Raw genomic sequence first — 17,583 nt, 5'->3', positions numbered from 1 at the left:
GAATTTACCTGACGGCATCAAGCGGAAGCAGGATCGTGACGGTCGTTCCCCGGTTCGGACGGCTGTGAACCTGCAGTTCTCCCCGGTGTTCCTCGATCAAGTCTTTCACGACGAACAAGCCGATTCCCTCGTCTTTATCCTGGAGATCGCCCGGTTGGCGGTGGTCGAAACGTTGAACGACCTCGGAAGGCATGCCTACGCCATTGTCGGTAATAATGATCTGGATGTTCTGATCCGTTCTTACCTGGACGGTGATACTCGTTTCGGGCGGGTTGTGCAATACGGCATTCATCAAAATATTTTGAACCGCTCTTTTGAGTAGCTTGGCATCAAAATAGTACGGCAATGCGGAGACCTGGGATTCAAAGCTGAACTGACAGGCAGCGGATTTGGGATTGTTGGCCGCGTCGAGCGTCAGCTCCCTCAAGAAACGGACAAGATCGCTTCTTGCCTTCAGCACCCGAGGTTTCCCATGCTTGAACTGAAACGTTCGAATCAATCCCTCGATTTCTTGCACTTTCTGCGATAACAACCGGAAAATGCGCTCCTTCTCCTCCTTGGCCAATTCAATTTGCGGGCTAACCATCACATCGAGATATCCTTTGATGTAAGAGAGGGGGGTCTTAATGTCATGGGATACGCCCGAAATCCATTGTTCCCTTAATTCGTTGGCCTGCTCAAGTTCCTGGCGGTTGTGGTCCAGCGTGGCCGTCAATTCCTGAAGACGAACAATCATATCCTTGAAAGGGATATAGATCAGTTTAATTTTATCTTTTTTCCTCCAAAGAAAAGAATACCGCTCGCCATAAAAACGGGAGTCGTACTGTCCTTCGGAGAGCCCTTTCATCCAGCCGACCACAGCGAGGGAAGGCTTACCGATTAACCAACCGGCCGTATACATATAGAAGCCTATAATTGATAAAAAGACCAAGATATGATAAACCTTGATATCCAGAAGTTGAAGGGCCGGGAAATATTGCATCAGAAAGATTAACACAACGGTAACGGCCACAAACCCGACTGAGATGACTAATACGGAAGCCATTAAAAATACAAGGGACAGCAGCATGGAGCGTCGAACAATCGTCATTGAACATTCCTCGCTTTTTTCACCAATTTATAGCCCAGTCCTTTCATATTGACGAGAAACTGCGGTTGTCCGGGATCGGGCTCAATTTTCTTCCGGATTCTTGAAATATGGATCACCACCGTTTTTTCATCGCCCTCCTGATAAGGCCTCCACACTTTTTCATATAATTCGCTCACCGTAAAAATAAAATTGGGATGCTCACAAAAGAAAGCAAGCAATAAGAATTCCATCGGCGCACATGAGACTTCCCGCCCTTGAACGATTAATTGCCCGCTTTGTTTGTTCAGTTGAAAGTGCCCAAAATCGTAAACCGCTTTGGACAGCGTTTGGAGCTTGGCCATTCTGCGCAAATGAACCTGCACTCTCGCCGCCACTTCGGTCGGGTTAAACGGCTTGGTGATGTAGTCGTCCGCCCCCAGTTCAAAACCTGTAATCTTGTGGATATCCTGATTTTTCGCGGTCAGAAACAGCACGGGGGCTTCGGTGATCGTTCTGATTTGTCGGCAAACGTCAAATCCATCCCCGTCCGGGAGCATGACATCCAGGACGATCAGGGACACGTCATGGCGCGTAATGAGCTCTAACGCTTCATGGGCGGTTGTTGCGGTTAGCAGATTAGGGATCCCGAATTTCCGCAACGTAAACGCCAACAGGTCCAACAAGCCCTGTTCGTCATCAACCAGCAAGACAGTTCCGTTTTCCATTTGACTCACTCCACCTTGAAAAATTCCTGCATCTACCATCATACCAGTTCCATGAACTTTTTTAATTGTCTTTTTCCGCGTTCCTCTTTATAGTTAATTTATTGAATAAACAAAGTTTCAGCGACCAGGATGGGAGCTAAGAGGAGAGAGAATACGGTGATTTACGGATTTTTGCTGCTGCTCGCGGCAAGCTTGTTTCAGGGCAGCTTCGGATTGGGCATGAAAAAGTACCAGCCTTTTTCCTGGGAGGCTTTTTGGGTCGTGTTTTCGGTGATCGGCATCCTGCTGATTCCGGTCGGGTGGACCTGGCTGGAGGTACCGGCTTTTATGGATTATGTCCGCCAAACTCCGGCGCAGGTGCTGCTGATTGCTTCGTTCTGCGGCCTGTTGTGGGGGATCAGTTCCATTTTGTTCGGCAAAGCGGTGGACACGATCGGCGTTTCCCTGACCTACGGGATCAATATGGGCATATCGGCTTCGCTCGGGTCGCTGATTCCGCTGTTGATCTTCGGAAATATCCCGCCAGCTCGTTCTTTTACCCTGCTGCTGATCGGAATGGCGGTCATGCTGGCCGGTGTCGTCGTCATTACGAAGGCGGGGCTGGATAAGGACAAGAGCGGGAAAACCCAGCAATCGGAGCGACATTCCGGACAGGGAGGGATGCAAGGAAAAGGGCTGTCCAAAGGACTGCTCATGGCCTCCTTCGCGGGCCTGGGATCGGCGGCGATGAATATCGGCTTTTCCTATGCCAACCAGACACTGGATATAGCCGCCAGGCACGGCGTGTCCGAGGTCAGTGCTAGTTTGATCCCCTGGGTGATCACGCTTTCCGGCGGTTTTGTGGCGAACTTTGCTTACGCGCTGTACAAGCTGATCAAAAACCGCAGCTACCGCGATTACGCGAGCGCGGGGTCTGGAAAAGCTTATCTCAAAGCGATTGTAACCTCTTTCGTATGGTTTTTTGCCCTTGGGTTTTATGCTAAAGCCACCGTGATGCTCGGGCCGATCGGGTCCAGTGTCGGTTGGCTGGCCTTCAACGGCCTGGCCTTGATTGTCAGCAATGCCTGGGGCTTGAAGGACGGCGAGTGGAAAGGCTTTGCGCGCCCTAAAAAATGGCTGCTGGCGGGAAACGCCATTTTGATCGTGTCCTGGATTGTCGTGGGGATCTCCAACAGTTTGGCCTGAACGTTATGCGGAGGATTCGTCAAGCGTAAATTGAGCGAAAGTGATTTTTTTGTGAAAAATGATAAATTTTCCAAAAAGCTATTCATAAATCTGTTCATTAACCGATGAAGTAAAGTAAATTAATCTGTTGGAGGTTTGTTCGATGAGTATTACTTTACCGGCAACGAATATTATTCCCCTGACACGCCCTACACAACAAAAAAATAAAGCGACTGCTGATTCATCCTCGGTTGTTTTTAACAAAACATTGACTGCTTTCACCGCAACCGAAAGTGAGGTTGAAGCCATTTCAAAGAAGTACGGTCTTTCTGTCGGAGTCGAGACGATTCCAAGGAATGAAAAAGAAGTTGTAAGACGTGGCGCAAGCGGCAGCTTGCAAGATGTGGTGATAGCACCGAATATTTTAGAGACCATGAAGGTTGATCCTGTGCTGAAAGAAAAGATATATGGGTACATAAATTATTACACCAATGAGGATCGAGCAGCGTTCGAAAATATGGAACTATTCGGGGGAGTGAAATTAGTCGGCCGCAGTTTGATTATTCATCCAGACGGCACATATACCATATGGTCCGCTAGCGAAACATCGCCGGAGGAAGTGGAAAAAGGCAAGAAAATCGAAGCGGAGAAGCAAAAAGAAAACGCGGAAAAAGCTCGGCAAGCCGCTGAAAAACTTGAGGAATCAGGATCTGTTGTTCCGTCGTATTTTACATATTCGTTACCTTCTCAAGCGGTTAATCCGTTGCTTTCTTCCTCTTCCGGAGCCATGACTACTCAGGATTGGGTGCGGCAGAACTTTCTTTTGCGGGCAAAGAAACTTAATGAAATCAATTTGAATTAGTCCGACCGGATCAAAAGAGCTTTTGAAAACTTCGTGATCTCGTCGGATTATGATAAAAAAGGGTTGTCCTCTTGGGGACAGCCCCTTTTACTTTTTGTATAAGAAAACCTCCAGTTCGACTGGGGGGTTCAGGATAGCTTATAGCTAGGTGTGGTCATTTTACGTGATCTAACGGCTGTGGCAGCCGTTGGATCTCCGGTGCCCATCCTGCCGGCTCACTGGCCTAGATGAATTCTTGCAAATCCGCAGGAATTTCATGAACACAGATCGCCGTCGTATGAGCAGCCTTGCAAGAAAGACGAAAATTACGCTAACGGTTGCCACAGCCGTTATTTGCCCTGAAAAACGCCGACTTCCAATTCTAACGGTCGCCACGGCGCTTATTTCGCATATTAGCAATCGCTTCCAAGTGATGTATATGTCATATTATATAACATACAAATTGACAAAATTGAAAACTAAGGCGGAATAAAGGGAAAAGTTATGGGAAGTTAATTGACGTAAAATTTGCTTGTAAATATTATGAATGTAAATAAAAGTAATTCGATACAAGGAAGTAAACCAAAACCTGACATCGGTGAAAAATGAGAGGACAGGAGAAGGGAGGGAACGAAGCGTGGAATCCGGAAGATGCAGCGGCTCCAATGTAATGGAAGAAGTTAGCCGCCACCCCTGTTACAGCGAAGAAGCCCATCGTTATTTCGCACGAATGCATCTTCCCGTGGCTCCGGCTTGCAACATTCAGTGCAGATACTGCAACCGGAAGTTCGACTGTGTCAACGAGAGCCGCCCCGGCGTCGTAAGCGAAGTGCTATCGCCGGAGCAGGCGGACAAAAAGGTCAAAGGAGTCGCAGCTCAACTGATGCAGCTATCCGTCGTCGGGATTGCCGGCCCCGGCGATCCGCTCGCGAACGCGGACCGGACTTTTGAAACGTTCCGCAAGATCAGGTCCAGCGTGCCCGGCGTAAACCTGTGCCTTAGCACCAACGGATTGACGCTGCTTCAGCATTTGGATGAAATCGAGGAATTGGGGATCAAGCATGTGACCCTTACCATTAACGCGATTGATCCCAAGATCGGCAGCAGGGTTTATGCCTGGGTGGTAGAGAATGGTGTCCGGTATGAAGGGAAAGAAGCCGCGGAATTGCTGATTTCTCGACAATTAGCCGGCCTGAAAGCCTTAAGCGAGCGGGGGGTGTTATGCAAAATCAATTCCGTATTGATCCCGGGGGTCAACGATGCCCATCTCCCGGAGGTGTCCAAAGCCGTGAAGTCGCTGGGCGCGGCCCTTCACAATGTAACGCCGCTTATCGTCGCGCCGGGCAGTCAATACGAGCAAGAGGGACAGCGGGCTCCCCGGCCCAAGGAACTGCATGCCCTTCAGGAGAGCTGCGGACGGGAGGGGATGAAGATCATGCGGCACTGCCGTCAGTGCCGCGCCGACGCCATCGGGCTGCTTGGCCAGGACCGGAGCGCGGATTTCACTTGGGAGAACATTGAGCAGGCGCCTCCCCTGAACTTGGAAGCGAGAGAGCAACTGCAAACCCAACTAGAGGAGAAGATCAGGCAGCGGCGGTTAAGGAGGGAGGAACGGAATGGTTCGTCCGCGGAGATATCGGAAGCCTCGTCAGCCCGGCGATTTGTAATCCGAGTGGCGGTTGCTACCAGGGGCTCGGGGAAAGTGAATCTGCATTTTGGCCATGCCCGGGAGTTTTTAGTTTACGAGAGTGACGGGCAGACCGTCAGCCTGCTGGGCGTACGGAAAGTCCAATCCTACTGTCACGGGCGCGCGGAGTGCAACGGCGACAAGGAAGCAACGCTGCGGGAGATCGGCTCCATCCTGAAGGACTGCCAAATTTTACTTTGTTCCGGAATCGGCGATCATCCCCGGAAGCAGCTGCAACGAGCCGGCATCGTGCCGATCGTGCGAAGCGGGGACGTGGAGCAGCTTATTCTCGAGAGTTTCAGATATAGCTATTACTTTCAAAACAACTTATTTCGAAAGGATGATGTAACATGAGGCAAATCGCTTTTTACGGAAAAGGCGGCATCGGTAAATCGACGACTTCGCAAAATACGTTGGCCCAACTGGCCACCAAATTCGGCCAGAAGACGATGATTGTCGGCTGCGATCCGAAGGCGGACTCGACCCGGTTGATTCTGAATACGAAGGCGCAGCAAACCGTGCTCCACCTCGCCGCTGAACGAGGGACGGTCGAGGATCTGGAACTGGAGGATGTGGTGCAGCAAGGGTTCGGAGACATCGCCTGCGTGGAATGCGGCGGACCGGAGCCGGGCGTAGGCTGCGCGGGCAGAGGCATCATTACGGCGATCAACTTTCTGGAGCAGGAAGGGGCCTATGACGGACTGGATTTCGTATCCTATGACGTACTGGGCGACGTCGTTTGCGGCGGGTTTGCGATGCCGATCCGCGAGAATAAGGCGCAGGAAATCTACATTGTTTGCTCCGGCGAAATGATGGCCATGTACGCCGCGAACAATATCGCCCGCGGCATTCTCAAATATGCCAACAGCGGCGGGGTTCGCCTCGGCGGATTGATCTGCAACAGCCGGAATACCGACCGGGAAGATGAACTTATTACGGAACTGGCCCGGCGCCTGAACACGCAAATGATTCATTTCCTGCCGCGGAACAACGTCGTGCAGCATGCCGAGCTTCGCCGAATGACGGTGGCCCAATATGCGCCGGAGCATGCGCAGGCGAATGAATATGAAATTTTGGCGGGCAAAATTTTGCACAATGACATGCTGACGATTCCGACACCTATTTCCATGGAGGAGCTGGAGGATCTGCTCATCAACTTCGGCGTGATCGAGGATGAAGAGACCCAGCTCAAAAAACTGAACGGTCAGCAAAAAGCGGTTTAAACCGGAATAACGGAAGCCGGATCGCGAATTCATTGGCAAACTTGACAGGGAGGGGAAAAGATGAGTACGGACCTCGGCGGCAAACAGAGCCTGATCGATGACATCCTGGAAGCCTATCCCGATAAGGCGAGGAAGGATCGAAGCAGGCATTACGAAATCAATGACGAGAATTTGATCAACTGCGGCAAATGCGCCATCAAATCCAATATGAAATCCCGCCCGGGGGTCATGACGGTCCGGGGCTGCGCTTATGCCGGTTCCAAAGGCGTAGTGTGGGGGCCGATCAAGGACATGGTTCATATCAGCCATGGACCGGTCGGCTGCGGTCAATATAGCTGGGGCACCCGGCGGAATTACGCCGGCGGGGCGCTTGGGATCGACAATTTTACGGCCATGCAAATCACGAGCGATTTTCAGGAGAAGGATATCGTGTTTGGCGGAGACAAAAAGCTGGAGGAGATCTGCCGGGAGATCAAGGAGATGTTTCCGTTGGCGAAAGGCATCTCGATTCAGTCGGAATGCCCGGTAGGGCTGATCGGAGACGACATCGAGGCGGTGGCCAAAAAGATGTCCGCGGAAATCGGGATTCCGATCATCCCTGTCCGCTGCGAAGGTTTTCGCGGGGTGAGCCAGTCGCTGGGACATCATATCGCCAACGATGCGATTCGCGACTTCCTGATGGGACGCCGGGAACTTGAGGAGAGCGGCCCCTACGATGTCAGCATTATCGGCGATTACAATATCGGCGGGGACGCCTGGGCATCCCGGATTTTGCTGGAGGAGATGGGCCTTCGGGTGGTCGCGCAGTGGTCCGGAGACGGATCCCTCAACGAGCTGGCGATCGCCCATAAATCGAAGCTGAATCTGATTCATTGTTTCCGTTCGATGAACTACATGTGCACGACCATGGAGCGCGAGTACGGTGTACCGTGGATGGAGTACAATTTCTTCGGACCGACCAAAACGATCGAGAGTCTGCGGGCGATCGCGGACCGGTTCGACGATCAAATCCGCGACAATTGCGAGAAAATGATCGCCAAATACCAGGTACAAATGGACGCGATCATCCGCAAATACCGGCCTCGCCTGGAAGGTAAAAAGGTGATGCTCCTGATTGGCGGACTCCGTCCCCGCCATACGATCGGCGCTTATGAGGACCTCGGGATGGAAATCGTGGCGGCCGGGTATGAATTCGGCCACAAAGACGATTACGTCCGGACTTTTCCCGAGTTGAAGGAAGGCACGATCATTTACGACGATCCTTCCGCGTACGAACTGGAGGAACTGGCTCAGAAGCTGGGCGTCGATCTGATGGGGGCCGGCGTCAAAGAGAAATACGTATACCATAAGATGGGTATCCCGTTTCGTCAAATGCATTCCTGGGATTACAGCGGACCGTATCACGGTTTCGACGGTTTTAAAGTGTTTGCGAAAGATATGGATATGACCGTTAACAGTCCGGTGTGGAAACTGCTGGGGCATCCGCAAGAAGAGGCGGTGGGCGTATGAGTGTGGAGCGGGAAATTCAAGATTTCAATGATCTGTTTCAAAAAGAGGAGTACAAGGAACTCCTGGAGCGGAAAAAAACTTTTGAAGCCCCGTGCACCCAGGCCGAGGTGGAAGAGGCCGCAGCTTACTCCAGAACCGACGCCTACAAGGATAAAAATTTCGCGAGAAGCTCCCTGGTCGTGAATCCGGCCAAGGCGTGCCAACCGCTCGGCGCGGTGATGGCCGCGCTCGGATTCGAGAAGACGCTGCCTTTTCTGCACGGTTCTCAAGGATGCACGGCGTATTTCCGCAGCCATCTATCACGGCATTTTAAGGAGCCGGTGCCGGCGGTGTCCTCTTCCATGACCGAGGACGGCGCGGTGTTCGGCGGTATGAGAAACCTGATCGAAGGCCTGGAAAACAGCATGGCGCTGTATAAGCCCGAGATGATCGCCGTGTCCACGACCTGCATGGCGGAAGTGATCGGCGACGACCTGAACGCTTTCATCGAAACCGCCCGTCAGGAAGGTGTGATCGCCAAGGATGTCCCCGTTCCTTATGCGAATACGCCAAGCTTCGTCGGTTCGCATATTACGGGCTATGACGCGATGCTGAAGTCGATTCTGAGCTACTTGTACGATCGCAGCGAAGGGGACCCGAATGTGCCTAAGGCGGATTCCCCCCCATTGAATGTGTTGCTCGGATTTGAACCTTACACCGGCAATTTTGCCGAACTGAGGAGGGTTCTCGGTTTTTTTGGCAGCGGGTATACGATCCTTGGCGATCACAGCGGCAATTTCGATTCGCCGGCAGCGGGGGAATACGGATATTACTATGGAGGGACCAAGCTGTCCGATGTGCCGAGGGCGGCCAAGGCTCAGGGAACCCTTTCGCTGCAAAAATATGCGGTAAAGAAAAGTCTGGAATATATCGAAAGCGGCTGGGGGCAGCGGGTCGTCTCCATGCCGACACCGATCGGCATCGCCGCCACGGACCGGCTCATTCGGGAGATTTCCCGGCTCACGGGCTTGGAGGTGCCGAAAGAGCTCGCCAACGAACGGGGGCGAATCGTCGATGCCATGACCGATTCCCACAATTATTTGCACGGAAAAAGGGTAGCCATGGCCGGAGATCCCGATCTGCTGCTCGGACTTATCGGTTTTTGCCTGGAGGTGGGGATGGAGCCGGTACACATCGTCTGTACGAATGGGGACAAGGAATTCCAACAGGAAGCGGAACAATTGCTGGCGTCCAGTCCGTATGGAGAAGAGGGAACTGTGCATATCGGACGCGATTTATGGCATATGCGGTCTTTGCTGATCAGCGATCCGGTGGATTTGGCGATCGGAAGCTCGCACTTGAAATACGCGGCTAAAGATGCGGATATCCCGCTGGTGCGGCTGGGATTTCCGGTCTTTGACCGGCACCATATGCATCGTTACCCGATTATCGGGTATCAGGGAACCCTTAACGTGCTCTGTCTGATCGTGAATACGGTGCTTCAGCAATTGGATGACCGCGCGCCGGAATACGGCTTTGATTTGGTGAGATAAAGGTTCGTTAGGCAAGCAAGCTTGACCAACTTGGAATCAGGGGAGTGGGGAAGGATGGAGGCGACCTCAAAAATACCTGCGCACGATACGAATTGTTTGAACCTATACCCGAAATCCCAAGCCTGTCCGCGTCCAAAACCGGGAGAATCCGCCGGAGGCTGCGCTTTTGACGGGGCGCAAATCACGCTGCTGCCGATTGCCGATGCCGCCCATTTGGTACACGGGCCCGCGGCTTGCATCGCAAACAGCTGGGAGAGCCGGGGAAGCTTGTCCAGCGGTCCCCGGCTGTCGGATTACGGATTCGGCACGGCGCTCAGCGAACGGGACATAATCTTCGGTGCCGAAGGCAAGCTGGCGGCCGGCATCGATTATATCGCGGAGCGGTTCGCTCCGCCCGCCATATTTGTGTATGCGACCTGCGTTACCGCGCTGATCGGCGAAGATTTGGACGCCGTTTGCGGCGAGGCGACAAGCCGGTTGGGGCTGCCGGTCATCCCCGTCAACAGTCCCGGATTTATCGGGAGCAAAAATCTGGGGAACCGGCTGGCGGGAGAAGCGCTGATGCAGTACGTGATCGGCCGGAGCGAGCTGGATGACACGTTGCCGCCATCCGGCGTCAATTTGCTCGGCGAGTATAACATTGCCGGCGAAATGTGGGAGATCGAAAAGTTGATGAACCGGGCGGGCTTATCGATCCGGTCCAGAATTACGGGCGACGGCCGGTTCAAAGAAATCGGCCGGGCTCACCGGGCCAGGGTCAATATGGTCGTTTGCAGCCGGGCGTTGCTGGGACTGGCGAAGCGCATGGAACAATCGTATGGGATTCCATTTTTTGAGGGCTCTTTCTATGGCGCAAAGGAAACCAGTTATTCTTTGCGCCAAATGGCTTATTTGCTGAACGACCGGGACACGGAGCTGAAGGTGGACCGCCTCGTGGAACGCGAGGAAGCGAGGGTGGCGGAGGAGTTGAAGCCATACCGCAGGCTTTTCAAGGGGAAGAAGGCGGTATTGTATACGGGCGGTGTAAAAAGCTGGTCCGTGATTTCGGCATTAAACGAGCTCGGCATTTCAGTCGTCGGCGTGGGAACGAATAAAAGTACGGCCGAGGATGTGGGACGGATCGTGGACCGGATCGGGGAGAACGCGGAGTTCATCGCGGAGGGCGGAGCCAAGCGGATTTTGAAAGCGGTCAAGGACCGGAAAGCGGACATGATCATCGCGGGCGGCCGAAATATGTATGTCTCGCTGAAGGAACGGATTCCGTTCGTGGACATCAATCAGGAACGGCATACGGCCTATGCGGGATACGACGGATTATTGCGGCTCGCCGAGCAAATCCGGCACGCTTTGCAGCATCCGGTGTGGAAGCTGGCGGAGCGAGCGGCACCGTGGGAGGAGGCGGGGGAGGCTTATGAGCGTTAAGCGAACGGCAAAACCGGTCGCGGTGAATCCCCTGACGATCGGTCCTTCTCTCGGCGGGGTGCTTGCCGTGCAAGGCTGCTACCGCGCGACCGCGCTTCTTCATGGGGCTCAAGGCTGTTCGGCGTTTTCCAAATCGCTGCTCACCCGTCATTTTCGCGAACCTATCGCGGTTCAGACCTCGGCGCTCCAGGAGATGGATGTTATTTTTGACGCGGACCGCAACCTGGAGGAGGCGCTGAACACCGTAATTGCCAAGCATCGTCCCGATCTGATCACGGTCATCGGTACGGAGCTTACGGATGTATCCGGAACCGACTACACGGCGTGCGTGAAAAAATATATCCGCGAACGCGCTCCCCGCGAGTGCCTCATTGTCCCCGTGACGCTGCCCGATTTCGGAGGAGGATCGCTGGAGACGGGGTATAGCGCGGTCGTTGAAGGTATCATCGACGCGGTCATCCAGGGACAAAGCGGCAAACCTCCCGGCAAACCCCTCACCGGTCAGGTCAACTTGCTTCCGGGGCCATGCCTGACTCCAGGCGATGTGATGGAGTTAAGGGAAATCCTTGGCGATTTCGGGTTTGAAGTCATTACGCTTCCGGATCTGTCGACCTCGCTGTCCGGCCATCTGCTGACAGGCTTCTCCCCGCTGACCCGGGGCGGCGTGCCGCTGGACGCTTTAAAGCAGATGCTTCGTTCCCGTTATACGATCGCCATGGGAGCCAGTATGGAGCGGCCGGCAAGAAGACTGCAGCATGCCGCCGGTATTCCTTATAAAGTAATTCACGGAATGCACGGGCTCGCCGCCGCCGACGAGCTGATTTCATTCCTGCAGCAACTAAGCGGGATACCCGTACCACTGCGGTATCGATGGCAGCGCGAGAACCTGCTCGACAGTATGCTGGACGCCCATTTCCATTATGCGGGCGTTTCGGCGGTCGTCGCGCTGGAGCCGGACCACGCGCAGTCGATGACGGCCTGGCTCGGGGAGATGGGCGTGAAGATCAAGGCTCTGGTCGCGCCGTGCGAAACCCCTTTGTTGAAGGAAGCGGAGCAAGAGGTGTGGATCGGCGATCTGGACGATGCCGAAACCTTGGGCTGGGGGGCCGACCTCTGGATCAGCAACGGCCACGGAAGAAAAGGGGCAAGGCGTATGAAGTCCGCTTTCATGGCCGCCGGATTTCCGGTCGTCGACGAACTGGGATCCTATATGAGCGTAAGCGTTGGCTACCGGGGCGCGATGGACCTTGTGAACCGGGCCGGCAATCTGCTGATTCGAAGGAAGGAGGATCGTCATGAAGATCGCTTTCACCAGTGATGACGGCTTGACGGTGAATGCCCATTTCGGTCAAAGTTTGCAGTTCGCGATTTACAAAATGACCAGGTCGGGTGCGGTGGAGCTATTGGAGATACGGCGGATCCCCACGGACAGCGGGCAGGATGAACACGGCAAGATCGCGGCGCGGATCGCGGCAGTGGAGGATTGCGCGTTGGTGTTCTTGATGCAGATCGGCGCTTCGGCGGCAGCCCGCGTAACCCGCAAGAAGATTATGCCGGTCAAGGTGCCCGGAGGTAGCAGCATCGAGGGGCAGCTCAGGCGTTTACAGGAAATGCTGCGGGGGACTCCCCCGCTGTGGTTGGCCAAAATCTTTAATGAAGAAGAGGCTTTGGAGGAAGGAGAGAAACAAAATGGCAGAGCGGGCCGCTAATTCAGGGCATGTCATGGCGGAATGCGGGAAGGCCGCAGCTCGGGAGGGAGCCCGGAGAGAATGGGACGAGGAAAGCCTAGGGGACGTGTTTATGTCGAACCTGGACCGTTCTCTCCAATTATCTGATCCGTGGGGAAAATATGCCGATTTGTCCCGGAACGAGCGGATCAGCAAGCTTTTTCTCTGCACCCCCGCACAAAAAACGGAGTTGATGTCCGGCTGCCGTATCTTACCTGTCTTGCGGACCCAGGTGTCGGTACTCTTTCAAGCGGTCGCCGCCTCCTTGGAAAAGGTAAGCGGAGATCTCGTTCAGAGCATGGTGGAAATGAATGAGGAAGGGTTCGGCCGTGCGCTCGTTTATTCCGGGCGGACGGTGCTGGTGGTCCACAGCATTCGCGGAGGCGTTCCGTTTCCGTTTGCGGAGCATGACAAACTGCGGCTCTACGGCATTTCCTGTATCCGCGAAGGGCTTAAAAACCGGGAGAGGTTCAGGCAATTGCAATTGTCTCCGTTCTCTTAGTACGGCGAATGGCAACGAAAGACGGTGATTCCATGATGGGAAATAGGTTGGCCGGGGCCGAAAAAGAACGGTTTGCCCGGCAGCTTGAATTGCTGGGGGCAGAAGGACAGCGGAAGCTGGGGCTGGCGACGGTGATGATCGCGGGCATCGGCGGGCTGGGAGGAACGGCGGCTGTCTATTTGGCGGCCGCCGGCGTCGGAAAGCTGATTCTCGCTCACGAAGGAATCATCCGGCCGCCGGATATGAACCGGCAAATCCTGATGGATTCCTCACGGATCGGTGAACCGAGGATCGATACGGCGCTGGAGCAGCTCCGCCGGGTAAATCCGCATGTGAAGCTCGAGGGCTATCCGGTAAAAATCGAGTATGGCACCGCAAAGCCTTGGGTCGAAGCGGCGGATATCGTAATTGACGCCCGCTATGATTTCCCGGAGCGGTATGAATTGAACCGGCTTTGCGTCGATTGCGGCAAACCGATGGTGGAGGCGGCGATGTATGGCTTTGAAGTGTCGTTAACGACGATTGTTCCGGGGATAACGCCGTGTCTCGCCTGCATTTATCCCGAAGGTTGCCCGGAATGGGAGCCTTTCGGGTTTCCGGTGCTGGGGGCGACCTCCGGTATCGCGGGGTGTCTGGCTGCGATGGAAGCCATAAAGTGGATCACCGGGGTCGGAGAACCGGCGCTTGGCGTCATGCACCGCATAAATACGCTGAATATGCGGAGCTTCTGCTTTAAGGTGAAGCGAAGTGCAGGGTGCGAGTGCTGCGGAAATGCGACGAGTGAGAGATGCGCTAATTCGGATAAGGGTTGCTGCCAGGGGAAGTAAGCCAGAAAAATACATGGGAGCGGCGGTTGAACCGGCTTTCGGAGAAAGGAGGGGAGATCGTGAAAAAATTGCACATTTGCGATACGACGCTTCGGGATGGGGAACAATCGGCCGGAGTGTCCTTTACGCTCAGGGAGAAACTGAACATCCTTTCCCTGATGGCCGAATGCGGCGTGGAGCAGGCAGAAGTGGGCATCCCGGCCATGGGCAAGGAGGAACAGCGTCATATCGCCGCGATGGCGGAACTTGAGCTGCCGGTCAAGCTGTTGACCTGGAACCGGGCTCTGCCGCAGGATATCGATAAAGCCAGGGAGACCGGAGTCTCCTGGTGCCATCTCTCCATCCCGGTCTCCCCGGTGCAGTTGAACTCCAAGCTGGGCTGGTCCGGCCGGGAAGCTTTGTACCGGGTCCTGAAGGCCGCGGAATACGCCAGGAACCTAAATATGACCGTATCGGTCGGCATGGAGGACGCATCGCGCGGTGACCCGCTTTTTTTGAAAGAACTGATTATTCTCTTGTACCGGGAATTTGGCATTAAGAGGTTCCGGTATGCGGACACGCTCTCCCTACATCATCCGGCGAGCATGGGGGATGCGATAACGGGGTTGAGGGCCGATATACCGCCGGATGTGGAATTGGAGGTGCATTGCCACAATGATTTCGGATTGGCTACGGCCAATACATTATGCGGTCTGGCAGCGGGAGCGGTATGGGCAAGCACGACGGCAACAGGGCTTGGCGAACGCGCCGGCAATGCTCCGCTGGAGGAAGTGGTGATGGCCTGGCGCTATCTATACGGGGGAGAGTGCGGGGTGAAGGCGGATCTTCTTCAAGCGCTGGGAGAAACTGTGGCATTGGCGTCCGGCCGGCGTCTCCCGGAGGGCAAACCGATCTTGGGTACGATGATCTTTTCGCATGAATCCGGAATACACGTCGACGGGCTGACCAAAAATCCCGAAACCTATCAAAGTTTCGATCCGTTGGAACTTGGGCGGGAACACCGGATCGTCCTCGGCACCCACTCGGGGAAAAGCTCCCTCCGGCATGTGCTGGCGGGCAAAGGAATCGTCGCCGATGCCCTTACATCGGAAAAGCTGCTGCGGCGAGTTCATAGGCAAGCCCGGGAACAAAAACGGAACGTGGAGCCGGAAGAACTGCTGCATTGGTGGGAAGAACTCCGGAACGAGGAGATCATGCAGAGCATGGAAACCAGAGGGTAATTAGTCTACACACCGAACCACTTATTAACGGGAAAACCTCCAGTTAATTTTCTCCTCTTGGACTTTGGACACGATTTAGCTGGAAATGTTCCATCTATTTCGCGCTCCATCGCCGAGGAACCTGGGTTCCAGGAGGATTAGCTGGAGTTTTTCCAGCTAATTCGTCTCTGGAGCCCCGAGGCGCCCAATTAACGGGAGAAGTTCCCGTAAATTCAGTGCCCTGCCCTCCGGCGTTTCTTCGTCTAACTAATCATAAGGTTGAACCGAAGAATTAGCTTCCATCATTCAACTTCATTTAGCTCGTAAATCGCTCATGCAGCGATTTACGAGCTTGTTTCATTTCATTCCGGAATTTTATGGGTTGACGATCATTGTAACAGTGGATATAATTTACAAGAACTTAATAGTAATTATTACGATTAAGGAGATCTGTGCGCTCAGTGAACGAACAAACCGAAAGAAATAGGGAAGCGGGCAGTGCAGTTCATCCGAGGCAAGCGCTATTAACGGGAGGAAGCCGCATGAAAAAAAGAATGACCGTGTTATTTAGTTTAATAGTATCGACTGCGTTGCTGGCCGGATGCGCCGGCGGAAATGGAGGCAAGGCGAAATCGGCCGTCGGTCCGCAAAACGAGCTGATTTACGCCACGGCTAAGGATATCAACGATATGAATCCGCACTTGTATCCGGGCTCCATGCCGGCACAGGGGATGGTGTATGAGTCGTTGGTCGAAAACACGAAAGAAGGCATCAAACCGCTGCTGGCCGAATCCTGGGATATCTCCCCGGACGGGAAAGTGTACACGTTTCACTTAAGGAAGGGCGTGACTTTTCATGACGGGGAGCCGTTTAACGCGGAGGCGGTAAAAATGAATATCGATGCGGTGCAAAGAAACGCGAGCAAGCATTCCTGGATTAAGCTGTCGACCCATATTGTAAGCACGAAGGCGATCGATGAGCACACGTTCGAATTGGTGCTGTCCGAGCCGTATTACCCGGCATTGGTCGAGCTGTCGATGACCCGTCCTTACGTCTTTATCTCGCCCAAGAATTTCATCAACGGAGAGACCAAGGACGGCGTTACCGGCTACAACGGTACAGGCCCTTACAAGCTCACCGAGCATAAGACCGATCAATATGCCGTCTTCGAAGCCAATGTGAACTATTGGGGCGGCGCCCCCAAGTTGAAGAAGATCACATCGAAGGTGCTGCCGGCCGGGGAAACGACGCTTTTGGCGTTGCGGAAAGGAGAGGTGAACTTTGCATTTACGGACGACCGCGGCGCCGACAGTATCGATGTGGAAGCGATGAATCAGCTGCAGGCGTCGGGGGAGTATCAAGTCATTCGAAGCGAGCCGATGAATACGAAAATGATCGTAGCCAACAGCGGCAATACGGAGAGCCCGGTGCACGAACGGGCAGTGCGCGAGGCCATCTGGTATTCGGTCGACAGAGAGACGATCAGCCAACAGATTTTTAGCGGCACCGAATCGGTTGCGGATACGCTGTTTTCCAAGAACGTGAACTACGCCGATGTGGAGTTGAAGCAGCGCGGTTATGACCTGGAAAAGGCCGAACGGCTGTTGGACGAAGCCGGCTGGATTCAGGAAACGGAGGGCGGGATTCGGACGAAAGACGGAAGCCCGCTTGCCCTGAAGCTTTACTATGACGTCAATGCCTCGTCCCAAAAAAGCCAGGGTGAGTTGATTCAAAACACACTGAAAAACATCGGTGTGCAGCTGGATCTCGTCGGGGAGGAATCCTCTTCCATCGCGAACAGAAGATCGACGGGAGAATATGACTTGCTGTTCAACCAAACCTGGGGACTTGCATACGATCCGCAAAGCACGGTGTCCGCTTTTACCTCCGAAGCTTCTTATTACCATACAACGAGCGGAATCGCCCAAAAGGATGAGCTATACCAAAAAATAGACCAAGTCATGGTGTCGACGGACGAGGAAACGCGCAAATCGCTGTATGCCGACATTCTGACGATCGTCCATGATGAAGCGGTCTTTATCCCGATTACAAACGGCAGCATTACCGTCGTTGGTCCGGTCAATTTGCAAGGCGTTTCATTTAAACAGACGCAGTTTGAGCTGCCGTTTGAACAAATGTATTTCGAAACGAAGTAG

Annotated in this window: 15 protein-coding genes; 13 read left to right on the top strand and 2 right to left on the bottom strand. The window is 54.0% G+C overall.

All coding sequences use genetic code 11. From position 1 onward, the window contains the following. Window positions 1–4: 4 nt before the first annotated feature. Together FRY98_RS03010 and FRY98_RS03005 are read right to left on the bottom strand one after the other, a co-directional pair. Entirely contained in the window at window positions 5–1,090 is a 1,086-nt protein-coding gene (locus FRY98_RS03010) for a sensor histidine kinase (protein WP_148450261.1), read from the bottom strand. Beyond that, window positions 1,087–1,794, bottom strand: a complete 708-nt coding sequence (locus FRY98_RS03005) for a response regulator transcription factor (RefSeq protein WP_148450260.1) — start codon at window positions 1,792–1,794, stop codon at window positions 1,087–1,089. Before FRY98_RS03005 ends, FRY98_RS03010 begins: the two co-directional genes overlap by 4 nt. 156 nt (window positions 1,795–1,950) lie before the next feature. Here FRY98_RS03005 and FRY98_RS03000 point away from each other — a divergent pair, with 156 nt between their 5' ends. The 13 genes from FRY98_RS03000 (at window position 1,951) to cntA (ending at window position 17,583) form a co-directional block, all read left to right on the top strand. Further along, complete coding sequence (locus tag FRY98_RS03000; protein ID WP_148450259.1) at window positions 1,951–2,979, top strand: L-rhamnose/proton symporter RhaT; 1,029 nt, start codon at window positions 1,951–1,953, stop codon at window positions 2,977–2,979. 142 nt (window positions 2,980–3,121) lie between these two features. Then, window positions 3,122–3,820, top strand: a complete 699-nt coding sequence (locus FRY98_RS02995) for a DUF6033 family protein (protein WP_148450258.1) — start codon at window positions 3,122–3,124, stop codon at window positions 3,818–3,820. Window positions 3,821–4,436: 616 nt separating this feature from the next. Continuing rightward, window positions 4,437–5,840 carry a nitrogenase cofactor biosynthesis protein NifB gene (gene nifB / locus FRY98_RS02990; RefSeq protein WP_249043318.1) on the top strand — a complete coding sequence of 468 codons (1,404 nt, stop codon included), beginning with the start codon at window positions 4,437–4,439 and terminating at the stop codon, window positions 5,838–5,840. Next, window positions 5,837–6,709, top strand: a complete 873-nt coding sequence (gene nifH / locus FRY98_RS02985; RefSeq protein ID WP_148450257.1) for a nitrogenase iron protein — start codon at window positions 5,837–5,839, stop codon at window positions 6,707–6,709. The genes nifB and nifH overlap by 4 nt, the downstream gene beginning before the upstream one ends. Window positions 6,710–6,769: 60 nt before the next feature. Continuing rightward, window positions 6,770–8,218: a nitrogenase molybdenum-iron protein alpha chain gene (nifD, locus tag FRY98_RS02980; protein WP_148450256.1), complete on the top strand. Its 1,449-nt coding sequence runs from the start codon at window positions 6,770–6,772 to the stop codon at window positions 8,216–8,218. Continuing rightward, window positions 8,215–9,750 (top strand): nitrogenase molybdenum-iron protein subunit beta, encoded by a 1,536-nt coding sequence (nifK, locus tag FRY98_RS02975; RefSeq protein WP_148450255.1) that lies wholly within the window; start codon window positions 8,215–8,217, stop codon window positions 9,748–9,750. The genes nifD and nifK overlap by 4 nt, the downstream gene beginning before the upstream one ends. A gap of 54 nt (window positions 9,751–9,804) precedes the next feature. Continuing rightward, complete coding sequence (gene nifE, locus FRY98_RS02970; RefSeq protein WP_148450254.1) at window positions 9,805–11,172, top strand: nitrogenase iron-molybdenum cofactor biosynthesis protein NifE; 1,368 nt, start codon at window positions 9,805–9,807, stop codon at window positions 11,170–11,172. After that, window positions 11,162–12,490 (top strand): nitrogenase iron-molybdenum cofactor biosynthesis protein NifN, encoded by a 1,329-nt coding sequence (gene nifN, locus FRY98_RS02965; protein ID WP_148450253.1) that lies wholly within the window; start codon window positions 11,162–11,164, stop codon window positions 12,488–12,490. Before nifE ends, nifN begins: the two co-directional genes overlap by 11 nt. Beyond that, window positions 12,468–12,881, top strand: coding sequence for a nitrogen fixation protein NifX (gene nifX / locus FRY98_RS02960; protein ID WP_148450252.1), 414 nt, complete (start codon window positions 12,468–12,470; stop codon window positions 12,879–12,881). The genes nifN and nifX overlap by 23 nt, the downstream gene beginning before the upstream one ends. Next, on the top strand, window positions 12,862–13,401 hold the full coding sequence (locus FRY98_RS02955) for a DUF269 domain-containing protein (RefSeq protein WP_170287006.1): 540 nt from the start codon (window positions 12,862–12,864) through the stop codon (window positions 13,399–13,401). Before nifX ends, FRY98_RS02955 begins: the two co-directional genes overlap by 20 nt. 32 nt (window positions 13,402–13,433) lie before the next feature. Next, window positions 13,434–14,228 (top strand): HesA/MoeB/ThiF family protein, encoded by a 795-nt coding sequence (locus FRY98_RS02950; RefSeq protein WP_249043317.1) that lies wholly within the window; start codon window positions 13,434–13,436, stop codon window positions 14,226–14,228. A 59-nt stretch (window positions 14,229–14,287) separates the two neighbouring features. Further along, window positions 14,288–15,448 (top strand): homocitrate synthase/isopropylmalate synthase family protein, encoded by a 1,161-nt coding sequence (locus FRY98_RS02945; RefSeq protein WP_148450250.1) that lies wholly within the window; start codon window positions 14,288–14,290, stop codon window positions 15,446–15,448. Between the two features lie 521 nt (window positions 15,449–15,969). Further along, the gene (gene cntA / locus FRY98_RS02940) at window positions 15,970–17,583 is read left to right on the top strand and encodes a staphylopine-dependent metal ABC transporter substrate-binding lipoprotein (RefSeq protein ID WP_148450249.1); all 1,614 of its coding nucleotides are present in this window, start codon (window positions 15,970–15,972) and stop codon (window positions 17,581–17,583) included.

This window comes from Paenibacillus faecis (assembly GCF_008084145.1).
GTDB classification, from domain to species: Bacteria; Bacillota; Bacilli; order Paenibacillales; family Paenibacillaceae; genus Fontibacillus; species Fontibacillus faecis.
Note: the sequence above shows the minus strand (reverse complement) of the source record. Positions and strands in the feature narration are given on the sequence as shown.